This is a genomic window from Noviherbaspirillum humi (assembly GCF_900188095.1).
Classification (GTDB): domain Bacteria; phylum Pseudomonadota; class Gammaproteobacteria; order Burkholderiales; family Burkholderiaceae_D; genus Noviherbaspirillum; species Noviherbaspirillum humi.
This window is the reverse complement of sequence record NZ_FZOT01000001.1, coordinates 343211-357181: the sequence shown is the minus strand read 5'-3', so window position 1 is coordinate 357181 and position 13971 is coordinate 343211. Positions and strand designations below refer to the sequence as shown.

16 protein-coding genes are annotated in these 13971 nt (G+C 63.8%); 13 read left to right on the top strand and 3 right to left on the bottom strand.

The annotated features are described in order from the left end of the window. Nucleotides 1–3: 3 nt before the first annotated feature. Nucleotides 4–342 (bottom strand): P-II family nitrogen regulator, encoded by a 339-nt coding sequence (locus tag CHB88_RS01705; protein ID WP_089397550.1) that lies wholly within the window; start codon nt 340–342, stop codon nt 4–6. A gap of 11 nt (nt 343–353) precedes the next feature. Beyond that, nucleotides 354–1112, bottom strand: coding sequence for a TorF family putative porin (locus CHB88_RS01700; RefSeq protein WP_089397549.1), 759 nt, complete (start codon nt 1110–1112; stop codon nt 354–356). Between the two features lie 252 nt (nt 1113–1364). Here CHB88_RS01700 and CHB88_RS01695 point away from each other — a divergent pair, with 252 nt between their 5' ends. From CHB88_RS01695 to CHB88_RS01635, 13 genes are all read left to right on the top strand, one after another. After that, nucleotides 1365–1604 (top strand): accessory factor UbiK family protein, encoded by a 240-nt coding sequence (locus CHB88_RS01695; RefSeq protein WP_089397548.1) that lies wholly within the window; start codon nt 1365–1367, stop codon nt 1602–1604. A gap of 3 nt (nt 1605–1607) precedes the next feature. After that, nucleotides 1608–3131, top strand: a complete 1524-nt coding sequence (locus tag CHB88_RS01690; protein ID WP_089397547.1) for a YifB family Mg chelatase-like AAA ATPase — start codon at nt 1608–1610, stop codon at nt 3129–3131. 60 nt (nt 3132–3191) lie between these two features. Beyond that, nucleotides 3192–3728, top strand: a complete 537-nt coding sequence (locus CHB88_RS01685) for a hypothetical protein (RefSeq protein WP_089397546.1) — start codon at nt 3192–3194, stop codon at nt 3726–3728. A 118-nt stretch (nt 3729–3846) separates the two neighbouring features. Continuing rightward, entirely contained in the window at nt 3847–4191 is a 345-nt protein-coding gene (locus CHB88_RS01680) for a DUF1840 domain-containing protein (protein ID WP_089397861.1), read from the top strand. Between the two features lie 222 nt (nt 4192–4413). Further along, on the top strand, nt 4414–5718 hold the full coding sequence (gene rsmB / locus CHB88_RS01675; RefSeq protein ID WP_089397545.1) for a 16S rRNA (cytosine(967)-C(5))-methyltransferase RsmB: 1305 nt from the start codon (nt 4414–4416) through the stop codon (nt 5716–5718). 69 nt (nt 5719–5787) lie between these two features. Then, nucleotides 5788–6366, top strand: coding sequence for a DUF4390 domain-containing protein (locus tag CHB88_RS01670; RefSeq protein WP_089397544.1), 579 nt, complete (start codon nt 5788–5790; stop codon nt 6364–6366). 2 nt (nt 6367–6368) lie between these two features. Continuing rightward, a complete protein-coding gene (locus tag CHB88_RS01665) occupies nt 6369–8678 on the top strand; it encodes a sensor histidine kinase (RefSeq protein WP_089397543.1) in 2310 nt (769 codons plus the stop codon). 63 nt (nt 8679–8741) lie between these two features. Then, entirely contained in the window at nt 8742–9464 is a 723-nt protein-coding gene (locus tag CHB88_RS01660) for a response regulator (protein ID WP_089397542.1), read from the top strand. A 35-nt stretch (nt 9465–9499) separates the two neighbouring features. Then, a complete protein-coding gene (locus CHB88_RS01655; RefSeq protein ID WP_245844642.1) occupies nt 9500–9832 on the top strand; it encodes a GTPase in 333 nt (110 codons plus the stop codon). A 137-nt stretch (nt 9833–9969) separates the two neighbouring features. Continuing rightward, nucleotides 9970–10227 carry a BTH_I0359 family protein gene (locus tag CHB88_RS01650; RefSeq protein WP_089397540.1) on the top strand — a complete coding sequence of 86 codons (258 nt, stop codon included), beginning with the start codon at nt 9970–9972 and terminating at the stop codon, nt 10225–10227. Nucleotides 10228–10495: 268 nt separating this feature from the next. Further along, nucleotides 10496–11170 carry a tRNA (guanine(46)-N(7))-methyltransferase TrmB gene (trmB, locus tag CHB88_RS01645; protein WP_089397539.1) on the top strand — a complete coding sequence of 225 codons (675 nt, stop codon included), beginning with the start codon at nt 10496–10498 and terminating at the stop codon, nt 11168–11170. Between the two features lie 33 nt (nt 11171–11203). Beyond that, nucleotides 11204–12127 (top strand): LysR family transcriptional regulator, encoded by a 924-nt coding sequence (locus CHB88_RS01640; RefSeq protein WP_089397538.1) that lies wholly within the window; start codon nt 11204–11206, stop codon nt 12125–12127. A gap of 89 nt (nt 12128–12216) precedes the next feature. Then, a complete protein-coding gene (locus CHB88_RS01635; RefSeq protein WP_089397537.1) occupies nt 12217–12981 on the top strand; it encodes a class II glutamine amidotransferase in 765 nt (254 codons plus the stop codon). On the opposite strand, the gene CHB88_RS01630 is transcribed toward CHB88_RS01635, so the two are convergent. Beyond that, entirely contained in the window at nt 12982–13953 is a 972-nt protein-coding gene (locus tag CHB88_RS01630) for a D-2-hydroxyacid dehydrogenase family protein (RefSeq protein ID WP_089397536.1), read from the bottom strand. It lies immediately after the preceding gene. Between the last annotated feature and the right edge of the window lie 18 nt (nt 13954–13971).

Sequence of the window (13971 nt, the reverse complement as noted above, 5' to 3'; positions counted from 1 at the left end):
GTATCAGAGTGCTTCGCGGCCGGTCTCGCCGGTGCGGATCCGGACAACCTGCTGCAGGTCGTAGACGAAAATCTTGCCGTCGCCGATCTTGCCGGTGCGGGCCGCGCTTTCAATGGCTTCGATGGCGCGATCGAGTATGGCTTCGTCGACCGCCGCTTCGATCTTGGTCTTGGGCAGGAAGTCGACCACGTATTCGGCGCCGCGGTAGAGTTCGGTGTGTCCCTTCTGGCGGCCGAAGCCCTTCACCTCGGTGACGGTGATGCCTTGCACGCCGATGGCGGAAAGCGACTCGCGGACTTCGTCAAGCTTGAAGGGCTTGATGATGGCAGTGATCATTTTCATGGCAACCTCGCTTAGAAGGTCTTGCTGATGGAAAACACCAGGTTGTCCTTGCCCAGGTACTTCAGCTCGGGGGCCGGGCCGTAGTAGAACGAGCTGTTGGCGTTGGTCATGATGTAGGCGACGGAACCGGTGACGAAGCCGAAGTCCTTGGTCAGGCCGACCTTGTAGTCGGTGTAGCTGGCGACGTTGGAGTACAGTCCCTTGACCTTCTGATGGCCGGCATGCAGGTTGAGGGTGAGGCCTTCACCCACTTCGACGTTGGCGCCGATGTCGAGATAGCCACTGTTCTTGCTGCCCGGGTTGCCGAAGATGGTGGTGACGGCATGGGAGTACTTGACGTAGGCCGGGCCGTAGCCGAGCTGACCATAGAGCTCGGTGGTGTCGGCATTGGTGTAGCCGGGCACGCGGTCGAGCTTGTTGGACGGGTAGATATAGGTCAGCACGCCGACGTCGTAGCTGACGCTGGGCATGATCTCGCCGCGCTTGCCGGCATAGATGTCCCATTCGATGTTGCCATCGCCGCCCAGGTCCTTGGCCCACTTGATCGTGGAAAGCCAGGTGCCGACATAGAAGCCGCTGGGGTTATGGGTATAGTCCGCGCCGCCCTGGAGAGCCGGCTCGCGGCGGGTCTGGGAGATGCCCCGGTAGCGGTAGTCGCTGACCACGGCGGCATTGAAGCTCAGCTCATGATCAGGCTTCGGGTCTTCGGCGTGTGCGATACTGCCGGCAAAAGCTGCCGCGACGGCCGTGGCGAGAACGAGTTTTTTCATGGGTTTTCCTCTTTGGTGTTGGCCTGGGACAAATAGTCAGGAATTTCTTGAAACTTTCTCCCTGTTTAGCAGGACTTATGCCACCCTATTTCGCCCGGGATACGTTAACATTTTGACTACTTAGTTCTTGATTTCCCGGCCTTTCGGGTACGGCGAGCTTAGATAAGGTGCAATGCACCGAAAACTGGCGCACCAAGGTAAGGCAGCCCTCTCCTCTCGCACTGAATTGGTGCTCCACTACAGGCTAACTATATGAACATGAATGCTTTCTTTAGCGATCTGCAATCGAAAATCAACCAGGCCATCGACAACTCGCCCGCCAAGGACCTGGAGAAAAATGTGAAGGCGATGCTGAGCCAGGGCTTTTCCAAGCTCGATCTGGTTACTCGTGAGGAATTCGACATCCAGGCGCAGGTGCTGGCCAAGACGCGGGCCAAACTGGAAGTGCTGGAAGCGCGGGTTGCCGAACTGGAAGCGCAGCTCAAAAAGTAGGCAATGAGCCTGGCAGTGCTGAAAAGCCGGGCGCTGGCTGGCATGGAAGCGCCGGAAGTCACCGTGGAAGTCCATCTGGCGAATGGTCTTCCGGCATTCACCATCGTCGGCCTGCCCGAAACCGAGGTCAAGGAAGCGCGTGACCGGGTCCGGGCGGCGCTGCAGAACGCGCGCTTCGAATTTCCTGCCCGCCGCATCACCGTCAATCTGGCGCCGGCCGACCTGCCCAAGGAATCCGGCCGGTTCGACCTGCCGATCGCCCTCGGCATCCTGGCGGCTTCGGAGCAGATTCCCGGCGACGCGCTCGACCGTTATGAATTCGCCGGCGAACTCTCCCTCTCCGGGGAGCTGAGGCCGATACGCGGCGCCCTGGCGATGACGTTCGCCATGCATCGCGCCAGCCATTCTTGCGGCAGGCGCCGTGCCTTCATTCTTCCGCAGTCCAATGCCGCCGAGGCCAGCCTGGTGCGGGATGCCACCATCCTTCCCGCCAAGACGCTTCTCGAGGTTTGCGCCCACTTCGCGGCAAAAGACGACTCCTCGAGGCTGACGGCGTATACATCGGATGCCGTCGAGACGGCGCCCGCTTATCCGGACTTGTGCGATGTAAAAGGACAGGCGCAGGCACGCCGGGCGCTGGAGGTGGCAGCCAGCGGTGGTCACAACCTGTTGATGATCGGGCCGCCGGGCACCGGCAAGTCGATGCTGGCCAGCCGCTTCCCCGGCATCCTGCCGCCGATGAGCGAGGACGACGCGCTGGAATCGGCGGCGGTGCACTCCTTGACGGGAGGCTTTTCCAGCGCCCGCTGGAAGGTTCGGCCTTTCCGGGCGCCGCACCATACCGCGTCGGGCGTGGCGCTGGTCGGCGGCGGCAATGCGCCGCGGCCGGGCGAGATTTCCCTGGCCCACCGGGGCGTGCTCTTTCTGGATGAATTGCCCGAATTCGATCGACGGGTGCTCGAAGCCCTGCGCGAGCCGCTCGAGTCCGGCCAGATCACGATTTCCCGCGCCGCCCGGCAGGCCGACTTCCCGGCCGCGTTCCAACTGGTGGCGGCGATGAACCCCTGCCCCTGCGGCTACTTCGGCCACAGCCGGCGCGAATGCCGCTGTTCGCCGGACAGCATACGGCGCTACCAGGGCCGCATCTCCGGGCCGCTGCTCGACCGCATCGACATGCAGGTGCTGGTGGCCGACCTGTCGCAGGATGAGCTGATGGGACAGGCTGCCAGCGAAAGCTCGGCGGCGGTTGCGGCGCGGGTGACCCGGGCGGCGCGCCGGCAGCAAGAACGCCAGGGCAAGCTGAACCAGGCGCTGAGCGGCGCCGAGATCGATGCCGAGTGCACGCCCGACGAGTCCGGCGTGCAATTGCTGAAGCAGGCCATGGCTCGGCTCAACTGGTCGCCGCGCGCCTACCATCGGGTGCTGAAAGTGGCCCGCACCATCGCCGATCTGGCCGGCGCACAGCGGGTATCGGGCGCTCATGTGGCCGAAGCCATCCAGTACCGGCGCGGACTGCAGGCACAGTAATCCGTCGACCCGGTTCGCCGGCGGCGCGCATGCCGGTCGCCCTCCTGTTACCATCCTGGCATGACCCCATCCTTCCCAACCCTGCGCCGCGGCGCGGCGCTGCTTGCCTTGCTGATCTTTACGGCATGCTCGCCCCGGCTCGACTGGCGCGATGTGCGCGGCGAAGGCGCGCCCTTCATGGTGACGCTGCCCGGCAAGGCATCCAGCTTTTCCCGGCCGATCCGTCTGGGCGAGATTCCCGTCACCATGACCATGACCGCCGCTGAGGTGGACGATGTCACCTACGCCGTCGGCACCGCCGAATTGTCGGATGCCGCCCAGACCGTGCAAGCACTCGCCGCGATGCAGACCGCGATGTTGAGAAATGTCGGCGCCGCGCCGCGCCAGGAAAGGACGGTGACGGCGGCCGGCATGTCGTTCCGGGAGGTCGAAGCGGTCGGTCCGCCCGGCTCGAACACGCAAGGCCAGCCGCGGCTGCTGCTGGCGCGCTTCGGCGCCAAGGACAAGCGGGTCTATCAGCTGGTGATTCTGGGCAGGGAACCGGCGGTGTCGCGGGAGGCGGCGGATACTTTTTTCTCGTCCTTCAAGACGCTGTAGCGATGGCTCCGGCCCGATTTAGGGAACCGAATCGCCGCTTTGGCGTCCTGATTCTGGCCTGCAGCAAACCGCTTGTGCGAGCGATGGTCTAATCTTCAAAAGAAATGTGGAGGGCATCATGCTGGTTCGATTCAAATCCAAGGCGGCAGCGGAAGTGCTGATGTACGAGGAGCATGCCAAGCGCATTCTCGACCTCCTGCACAAGGACCTCGGACGCGGCGTCATTACCGCGGAGGAAATGCCGCAAGCCGTGGCCAAGCTCGAAGCGGAAATCGCGGAGAGCCGGATGCATCCGATTTCCGATGAAGTCAGTCATGACATCACCGCCCACCACGGGGAGGCCGGCGACGACAACGAGCACGAGCCGGTGGAGGTCGTCACCTTCGCCACGCGTGCCTATCCCTTGCTGGAAATGATGCGCGCCGCCGCCAAGGACAGGAAAGACGTCATGTGGGGCGTGTAGCGACGGCTTCGCACCGGCTTCGTTCGCCGGGACTTGGCCTGCATGCCGCATGGCAAGCGCCTCCTATCCTGAGCCGACGCCCGGAATTCCGCTACAATCGCGCCGGCGCAGGCATCGCGTCCACGCTTATCCGCTGAGACCGCCCGCCATTCCCGGAGTCTCCTTGCCTGCTTTTTCCATCATGCCGCCCCGCCCGCTTCGGGCCTGTTACCGGATCCCGTTTTGTCCAGAACCCGCTTAAAGAACGATTCGCTTGCCTTTGCCCTTCAAGGCGCCGCCCGCGCGCTTGCCTCGGTACGCGAAGGCGCCGCCCTGCCGCAGGCACTGGCAGGCGTGTTCGCCGCCACCGCCGCGCCGCCGCCTTCCCGCGGCGCGATCCAGGACATTGCGTACCGGGCGCTGCGCCGCCTGGGGTTGTCGCAGGCTTTGCTGGATCGCCTGACCACCCGCGCGCCCTCGCCGCCTCTCTTGCACGTTCTGCTGTGCTGCGCCCTTGCCTTGCTGGCCCAGCCAGACGAGGACGGCAGCTTTCCCTACGAAGCCTTCACCGTCGTCGACCAGACCGTCGAGGCGGCCTCATCATCGCTGGAAACCGCGCATGGCAAGGGCATGGTGAATGCGGTGCTGCGCCGTTTCCTGCGCGAACGGCAAGCGCTGCTGGAAGCCGTGCTGAAGCAGGAGTCGGCGCGCTGGAATTATCCGGACTGGTGGATTACCGAGACGCGTCAGGCCTATCCCGATCGATGGCAGGCGATTCTGGAAGCCGGCAACCGCATGCCGCCGCTGACGCTGCGCGTGAATCGGCGCCGCACCGATGTCGACGCCTATCTGCAGCGCCTGCGGGAACATGGCCTGCAAGGCGAGCGCATCGGCGCCAGCGCGGTGCGCATGGTGCAGGCGCTTCCGGTCAGCCAGCTTCCCGGCTTCGACGCCGGACTGGTATCGGTGCAGGATGCCGCCGCCCAGCAGGCCGCGCCCTTGCTCGATGTGCGGGACGGCATGCGGGTGCTCGACGCCTGCGCCGCCCCGGGCGGCAAGACCGGCCACCTGCTGGAACTGGCGGACATCGACCTCACGGCGCTCGACAGCGACCCGGCGCGGCTGGAAAAGGTCCGGCAGAACCTCGGCCGGCTGGAACTCTCCGCCAAGCTGGCCAGCGGCGATGCCGCGGCTCGCAACTGGTGGGATGGCAAGCCTTTCCAGCGCATCCTGGCCGACGTGCCATGCACCGCTTCCGGCATCGTGCGACGCCACCCGGATATCCGCTGGCTGCGTCGCAAGAGCGATGCCGTCCGGCTGGCCGCGCTGTCGGGCCGCATTCTCGACAACCTGTGGCAGCTGCTGGAGCCAGGCGGCAAGCTGCTGTTCGCCACCTGTTCCATCTGGCCTCATGAGTCGGAACGTCAGGCCGCCGCCTTCGCCGCCCGGCATGACGCCCGCCGCCTCGACGCGCCCGGGCAGATGCTGCCGACCGCCGCACTTGAACAGGATCACGACGGCCTGTTTTATGCCCTGTTCCAAAAGTAGCCTCTGATAAACTAGCCATCCCGATAGTGCGAGACGGCCGGGCAGCCCCCGGTTCTGGACCATAGACGAGTGACGCTGCAAAAACTTCATTCCTTGATCTGCTGGCTGTTTGCATCGGCCCTGCTCGCGCTCTCGCTCGCGGCCCCGCCTGCCAGGGCGGACGGCATCGAGATCACCCGCGCGCTGATGGAAAGCACGGATGAGGGTTACAAGCTGTCGCTCGGCTTTTCCTTCGACCTCAACCGCGGTCTGGAGGATGCGGTCAACCGCGGCATCCCGCTGTATTTCACTACCGACGTGGAAGTCACCCGTCCGCGCTGGTACTGGTTCGATGAAAAGACCTTGAGCGCCACGCAGACCGTGCGCATTTCCTACAACGTGCTGACTCATCAATATCACGCCGCCATCGGCGGCCGCCTGCAGCAGAGCTTTTCCACGCTCGACGATGCCCTGTCCCTGGTGCGGCGCCCGGGGCGCTGGCTGATCGCCGAGAAAGGCACTTTCAAGCCGGGCGATGTCTACAACGTGGCGGTGCGCATGGGCCTGGATGTCACGCGGCTGCCCAAGCCATTTCAGGTCAATGCCATCAACAACAGCGACTGGCGCTTCTCGTCGGACTGGAAGCTGTTCCTGTTCCGGGCGGAGTAGCCGTGACCCGAGTGCTGCGTTATTCCCTGGTAGTGGCTGGCCCCGTGGTCGGCATCCTGTTGTTCCTGCTGGCGTCGGCCTCAGAGAACTCGGCGCTGTTCGACAATCATTATCCGTCGCTGCTGGCGTTGAATGCGATGATGGCGACCGCGCTGCTGGGCCTGGTCGTCCTGCTGCTGGCCCGTCTCTACAAGCGCTTCAAGCGCGGCGAGTTCGGCTCGCGCCTGATGGCGCGGCTGGTGCTGATGTTCGCGCTGGTCGGCATCCTGCCCGGCAGCGTGATCTACATGGTGTCGGTGCAGTTCGTGTCGCGCTCGATCGAGTCCTGGTTCGACGTCCGGGTGGAATCGGCGCTGGAAGCGGGCCTCAATCTCGGTCGTACAGCGCTCGACTCCTCGCTCGCCGACCTCAGCGCGCGGGCGCGCAGCATCGCGCTGGAATTGTCCGAACTGCCGGAGCCGGCGCAGGCGACCCAGCTGACGCGCCTGCGCGCCTCGGGGCAGATGGAAGAGGCGACCATCGTCGGCGCCAACGGCCAGGTCGTCGCCACCGTGGGCGGCCGCATCGGCAGCCTCGTGCCCGATCTGCCGAGCGCCGCCATGCTGCGCCAGGCGCGCCTGACGCGCGGCTTCGCGGCAATCGAAGGAACGCCGGACATGAGCGAGAGCGCCTCGCAGGAGGCGGCCGAGCAGAAAAAATCCGGCGTGCCCTTCGTGCCCACCGAGCTGCGACTGCGGGCGGTGGTGATGATCCCGGCGGCTGGCAACGATCTTTCGCTGCAGAGCGAGACCCGCTTCCTGCAGCTGATGCAGCCGGTGCCGCCTCACCTTGCGACCAATGCCGAAGCGCTGCGCGCCGCCTACAGCGAATACCAGGAACGCTCCCTGGCGCGCTCCGGCCTGCGCAAGATCTATATCGTCACGCTCACGCTGACGCTGCTGCTGGCGATCTTCGGCGCCATCGCCGCTGCCTTCCTGATCGCCGGCGACCTCGCCAAGCCCTTGCTGGTGCTGGCGGAAGGCACCAAGGCGGTGGCGGAGGGGAACTTGTCGCCGCGGCCGATTGTCGCCACATCGGATGAACTCGGCACGCTGACGCAGTCGTTCAACACCATGACCCGGCAGCTGTCCGATGCCCGCGCATCGGTCGAGCGCAACCGGACCGCGCTGGAAAACGCCAAGGCCTATCTCGAGTCGGTGCTGGCCAACATGTCGGCCGGCGTGATGGTGTTCGACAGCCAGTTCCGGCTGTTGACCTGCAACGAATCGGTGGAACGCATCCTGATGCATCAATTCGACCAGTACATCGGCCAGCCCCTGCATTCGGTGCCTGATCTGCAGCCGCTGGCCGATGCGGTGGTCAGGGCCTTCTCCGAACAAAGCGCGCAGTCGGCCGCCGACGCCGGCAGCGGCATGCACTGGCAGCAGCAGATCGAGGTTCCGCGTCATGCTTCGGGCGCCGGCGAGCAGACGCTGACGCTGCTGGCGCGCGGCTCCCATCTCCCCGTGGCCAGCGGCGATGGTTATGTGGTGGTGTTCGACGACATCTCCGACGTGATCTCGGCGCAGCGCTCGATTGCCTGGGGAGAAGTGGCGCGGCGGCTGGCGCACGAGATCAAGAATCCGCTCACGCCGATCCAGCTGTCGGCCGAGCGGCTGCAGATGAAGCTGGAAGACAAGCTGGCGCCGCCCGATGCGGCCATGCTGGCCAAGGGCACCAACACCATCGTCAGTCAGGTCGCCGCGATGAAGCGCATGGTCGACGACTTCCGCGATTACGCCAAGACGCCGCCGGCACAGCTCTCGCCGCTGGACCTGAATGCCCTGATCGAGGAAGTGCTCCACCTCTATGTGAGCGGCGATGACCATGACATTATTCACGCTTCCCTAGCGCCTGATCTTCCGCTCATAATGGGCGATGAGACGCAGATGCGGCAGGTGATTCACAACCTTCTGCAGAATGCGCAGGATGCCGTGGCCGAACAGGCCCAGGATGCAGGAGCCGCGCGCATCGACGTCGTCACTGAAGCGATTCGCTATCAGGCCTCCGATGGCAGTCGCCGTACCGCGGTCCGTCTTTCCATCACGGACAATGGTCCGGGATTTGCATCGAAGATCCTGGCGCGCGCCTTCGAGCCGTATGTGACCTCCAAGTCGCGCGGCACCGGCCTTGGTTTGGCGATGGTGAAGAAGATCATGGACGAGCATGGCGGCCGCATCGACATTCACAACCGGCCTGAAGGCAACGGTGCAAAAGTGTCAATTTTGCTGCTAAAGTTAGCGCCGGATTCAATCGGGAAAGCCGCAGCCTGAAGACGGTCGATGACGATAGCCCCACAAGACATCAGCAATAATTGAAGCGAACAAGGCAACCCTATGGCAAATATTCTGGTGGTCGATGACGAGATGGGTATCCGGGAATTGCTCTCGGAAATTCTGGGCGATGAAGGCCATGTCGTGACAACCGCTGAAAATGCACAGCAGGCTCGCGAGCAGCGCGCGAAGGGCGCCCCCGACCTGGTCCTGCTCGACATCTGGATGCCGGACACGGACGGCGTCACCCTGCTCAAGGAGTGGCAGCGCGACGGGCTGCTGACCATGCCGGTCATCATGATGTCCGGCCACGCCACCATCGACACGGCGGTGGAGGCAACGCGCATCGGTGCGCTCAACTTCCTGGAAAAACCGATCGCCCTGCAAAAGCTGCTGAAGGCGGTGCAGCAAGGCTTGACCCGGCCGCAGCCCGGCGATCTCCCGCGCCCGCCGCTCCACCAGAACCGCATGCCACTGCATGAGCATGCGGCCGTGCCGCACGCGCCGGCATCCCATGTTCCGCACGCGCCCGCCCCAGTCAGTCACGGGCCCGTGGCAGCGGCCGCCCCGCAGCCGCCCGAGAATGGCCTGTTCGGCGTTTCCTTTGACATGCCGCTTCGGGAAGCACGCGATGCCTTCGAGCGGGCATATTTCGAACACCATCTGGTCCGCGAAGGTGGCAGCATGACGCGCGTGGCCGAGCGCACGGGCCTGGAACGCACCCATCTGTATCGCAAGCTCAAGCAATTGGGCGTGGAGCCGGGCAAGGCCGGCCGCAAGGGGTGATCCGGGCCACGCTCGTCCTTGGCGGCAATGCCTCGATGCGCGAGCAGAAGATTGCCGATCATCTTCCGCAGGAGAGCGACACCGCCATTCTGATCGAAGGCTTGCCTTATGGCAGCAGCGCATTGGATGGCAAAGCTGACAGGGAGGATGTATATATTGCACGGATTGCCCCGGGCTGCATCTGCTGCAGCGGCAATCTGACCATGCGGGTCACGCTTAATCGCCTGTTGAGGCGCAAGCCCGGGCGGCTTTTCATCAGCCTTGCGAACGCTGAGCACTTGGCCTCGATACGCGCGTTTCTGACTGCCCCGCCCTATGATCAGTTGCTGGATTTGACCGAAGACATCATGCTGCAGGGCACGCCCTAAAGCCCGACAGGGCGAGTGCCGAAAACAGGGGTGGAAGTTCGCCGTTCATGACCGGCTTGAAATCGTTCAAGGTGGCCTCATTTTTGCATTAGTGGGCATGGGTCCTCAGAAATCACCCGGAACACAAGGAGTGCAACATGAACTTAATCTACAACAGCGAGCAGTACAGCGTGGTGGAATTCGGTGCTGACGACGATCGGGAGGCGCTGCGTTTCGGTGGTTATGAAATCATGGACAAATCGGGCAAGCGTGAAATCTTCATCGGCGGAACGTTGGCCCGGTCCTTCAGGGAAGAAGTGGAAAACCTAATCGCCACGGAGCCTACCGTCGAGGAAATCGACAGCTACCTTGGCAAGTATGACGCCCTGATGCGTCAACCAATGATCCTCCATTGACCGGCAAACGCAGCCCCTGTCACAGCACAGGGGCTGACGAGCCCTTCCAAGCGACGCGAACGGCGCACCGAATTGCCGGCGTCGGCTTCCTTCCCTGGTTTCCCTTCATCAGCGCTTAGCCAGTGACTTGCCGTACTCGGCAAATTTCTGCGTAGCGCGCCTCCCTCTCCCCTGATCCGGCGCAAGGCCATGCAATGTGGCATCATGCCTGCCATCGATTCGCGCACCGCTTTCACGGTGCCGCAAGATTTACCGACCCCGGCAAAATATGTACGGCAATTCCCGCCAGATCAGCAGCGGCCAGACAGGTGTGCATGAAAGACTGCAAGCCACCGTCGCCAGGCACGCGGCCAATGTTTTCCAGAAGCCCATCACGGACTACAACCGCCGTGCCTTCGACGAAAGCATGGCCGCGTGGCGCGCGGCCGGCGAAGCGCCGCTGATCCTCGATAGCGGATGCGGGGTCGGCCTGTCGACCTATCATCTTGCCGCCAGCCATCCGGAGCATTTCGTGATCGGTCTGGATCAATCCCTTGACCGGCTGGAAAGAAAGCGCCTGTGGCCAGACGAGGTGCCGCAGAACCTGATTCTGATCCGCGCCGACGCGGTGGATTACTGGCGCTTGATGCTTACCGCCAAAGTGCGTCCGGCGAAGCATTTCCTGCTGTATCCCAACCCGTGGCCCAAGATCGGCCACCTCGGCCGGCGCTGGCACGGCCATGCGGTGTTTCCCGCCATGGTGGCCCTCGGCGGCAGGCTCGAATGCCGCAGCAACTGGCGCATCTACATCGACGAATTCGCCGCGGCATTGCGGCAGCTGGGCGTGACGGCGCTGACGACCGAATCCTATGCGCCGCAAGACACCATCACCCCTTTCGAGCGCAAGTATCTTGCCTCGGGACATGGGCTGTGGCGCTGCCAGGCCGATCTGGACAGCCGCTGACCCAGTCTTTCCCCTGAACGGAGCCAGTCATCCATGGATCGTCTGCAATCGATGCGCGTGTTTGCCAAGGTGGTTGAACAGGGCGGATTTTCCCGCGCCGGCCATGTCCTGGGCATGTCGAACGCGGTCGTGACACGGCATGTGGCGGATCTGGAAAATCATCTCGGCACCCGGCTGCTCAACCGCACCACGCGCAAGCTTTCTCTGACCGAGAGCGGCCAGGCTTATCTCGACCGGGTGACCCAGATCCTGCAGGAAATCGACGATGCCGAGGCAGTCGCCTCTTCCCAGGCAACGCGGCCTGGCGGCACGCTGCGCCTGTTCTCGCATGTCGGCTTCGGCCAGTATCAGCTCGCCGCCCTGCTGCCCGATTATGCGCAGCGTTTTCCCGACGTCACGCTGGACGTGACGCTGTCGGAGCGCTCGGTGGACCTCGTCGAGGACGGATACGACATCGGCATCCTGACCGCGCTGCAGAAAGTGGACGGCAGCCTGATCGTGCGCCGGCTGGCGCGCTGCGAGGTGCTGCTGTGCGCCTCTCCAGACTACCTTCGGCGCCATGGCACGCCGGTGAAGCCCGAAGACATCTCGCGCCACGCCTGCCTGAATTTCTCTTATGAACAGCTGCGCCACCACTGGCCGCTGGCGGTAGATGGCGGCGGCCATGTCAACATCCCGATCCATGCGCGCATGGTGTCGAACAATGCCGACCTGCTGCGCCAATGCGCGCTGGCCGGCATGGGCATCATGATCCGGTCTTCCTTCAGCCTGGGCGACGACCTCAGCAGCGGCCGCCTGGTGCGTCTCCTGCCTCAGCATAATCTGGGGCAGATGACGATCGACATGGTCTACCCCAGCCGCCGCCTGCTGTCGGCCAAGGTGCGCAGCTTCGTCGACTTCATGGTTGCCCGCTTCCCCCACCCCGACAGCGATCCCTGGCTGGCGCCGCAGCGTTGAACAGAGGTTGCGCGAAGCGGCCGGTTTCGGCAAAGTGAAGGCAGTCAGCCAGTCTTCATATCTACCGAACGAGAAGGGAACAGGGGTCCATGTGTCAGCTGCTCGGAATGAATTGCAATGTCCCGACCGACATCATCTTCAGCTTCACCGGGTTCGCCACCCGCGGCGGACGCACCGACCATCATAGCGACGGCTGGGGCATCGCCTTCTTCGAGGGCGCCGGCGTGCGGCACTTCGTCGATTATCAGGCGGCGATCGATTCGCCGATCGCCGACCTGATCAAGCGCTATCCGATCAAGTCGCGCAATGTCATCGCCCACATCCGCAAGGCGACTCAGGGGCAGATCGCGCTGGAAAACTGCCACCCGTTCGTGCGCGAGCTGTGGGGACGCTATTGGGTATTCGCGCACAATGGCGACCTGAAGGATTTCTCGCCGGAACTCAACGGCGCCTTCCGCTGCGTCGGCTCCACCGACAGCGAGCTGGCGTTCTGCTACCTGCTGCAGGAACTGCGGCGCCGCTTCGGCGACACGCCGCCGGCCCTGGAGGCATTGACAGAGGCGCTGCGGGAACTGACTGCCCAGATCGCCCGGCATGGCACCTTCAACATGATGCTGTCGGACGGCACCGCGCTGTTCGTCCATTGCTCCACCAGCCTGCATTACATCGTGCGCCAGTATCCCTTCTCCACCGCCAAGCTGTCGGACGAAGACATGCTGGTGGATTTCGCCGAGGTGACGACCCCGAAGGACCGGGTGGCCGTGATCGTCACTTCGCCGCTGACCACCAACGAAACCTGGACCGGCTTCCTCCCGGGCGAGCTGAAGGTGTTCGTCGACGGCGCGCCGTTGTAATCAGGCTTTGCCCAGCACCTCGGGGTTGGCCACGTTCTTCGGCGTGCCGGCGGCGAAATCCAGCACGTTGCGGAAGGCCGTGCCGAAATACAGTTCGTAGCCATTCTTCTCGACGTAGCCGAGGTGCGGCGTGCACAGCACGTTCGGCATCTGCAGCAGGGGGTGGTCCGGGTCCAGCATCGGTTCCTGCTCGTACACATCGATGGCGGCAAACCCGGGTCGTCCGCTGCTGAGCGCGGCTTCCAGCGCGCCGGGGGCAATCAGTTCGGCCCGACTGGTATTGGTGATCAATGCATCCGGCTTCATCATCTGCAGGTCCTGCAGCGTCACGATGCCGCGGGTCGCGGCCAGCAGGCGGATATGCAGCGAAATCACATCCGACTCGCGAAAGAAGGCTTCGCGCGAAGGCGCCGCCTCGAAGCCGTCGGCGATCGCCGCCTGACGCGATTTCTCGCCGCCCCAGGCCCAGACACGCATGCCGAAAGCCTTGCCATAGCCGGCGATCATCTTGCCGATCTTCCCGTAGCTCCAGATGCCAAGGCGTTGCCCATGCAGGGCAGTGCCGATGGTGGTTTGCCATTTGCCCTGCTTCATGTCCTGCGCGGACTGAACGAGGTGGCGGCGCGAGGCCATGATCAGCGCCCAGGTCAGTTCGGCCGGCGCGACCGGCGAGCCGAAGCCTTCCACCACCGCCACGCCCCGTGCAGTGCAGGCCTTCAAGTCGATATGCTCGCCGGCCTTGCCAGTCTGGCTGATCAGCTTCAGTTTTGGCAGGCGCTCGAGCAGTTCGGCCGTGATGCGGGTGCGCTCGCGCGTGAGCACCAGGCATTCCGCATCGGCGAAACGTGCCGCCAACTGGTCGATATCGCTCACGGTATCGTGATAAACAGTCACTTCATGCCCTTGCAGCACGGAGAAGCAGTCCAATTTTTGTATGACATTCTGATAGTCGTCCGGAATGGCGATTCGCATTCTTCTCTCCTCTTTATT

Bases quoted from the DNA above. Each gene is read 5' to 3' on its own strand.
- CHB88_RS01640 (WP_089397538.1), top strand. From the start codon at position 11,204: ATGGATCGTCTGCAATCGATGCGCGTGTTTGCCAAGGTGGTTGAACAG.
- CHB88_RS01690 (WP_089397547.1), top strand. From the start codon at position 1,608: ATGAGCCTGGCAGTGCTGAAAAGCCGGGCGCTGGCTGGCATGGAAGCG.
- CHB88_RS01695 (WP_089397548.1), top strand. From the start codon at position 1,365: ATGAACATGAATGCTTTCTTTAGCGATCTGCAATCGAAAATCAACCAG.
- CHB88_RS01685 (WP_089397546.1), top strand. From the start codon at position 3,192: ATGACCCCATCCTTCCCAACCCTGCGCCGCGGCGCGGCGCTGCTTGCC.
- CHB88_RS01630 (WP_089397536.1), bottom strand. From the start codon at position 13,953: ATGCGAATCGCCATTCCGGACGACTATCAGAATGTCATACAAAAATTG.
- CHB88_RS01635 (WP_089397537.1), top strand. From the start codon at position 12,217: ATGTGTCAGCTGCTCGGAATGAATTGCAATGTCCCGACCGACATCATC.
- CHB88_RS01660 (WP_089397542.1), top strand. From the start codon at position 8,742: ATGGCAAATATTCTGGTGGTCGATGACGAGATGGGTATCCGGGAATTG.
- CHB88_RS01655 (WP_245844642.1), top strand. From the start codon at position 9,500: ATGCGCGAGCAGAAGATTGCCGATCATCTTCCGCAGGAGAGCGACACC.
- CHB88_RS01650 (WP_089397540.1), top strand. From the start codon at position 9,970: ATGAACTTAATCTACAACAGCGAGCAGTACAGCGTGGTGGAATTCGGT.
- trmB (WP_089397539.1), top strand. From the start codon at position 10,496: ATGTACGGCAATTCCCGCCAGATCAGCAGCGGCCAGACAGGTGTGCAT.
- CHB88_RS01700 (WP_089397549.1), bottom strand. From the start codon at position 1,112: ATGAAAAAACTCGTTCTCGCCACGGCCGTCGCGGCAGCTTTTGCCGGC.
- CHB88_RS01705 (WP_089397550.1), bottom strand. From the start codon at position 342: ATGAAAATGATCACTGCCATCATCAAGCCCTTCAAGCTTGACGAAGTC.
- CHB88_RS01680 (WP_089397861.1), top strand. From the start codon at position 3,847: ATGCTGGTTCGATTCAAATCCAAGGCGGCAGCGGAAGTGCTGATGTAC.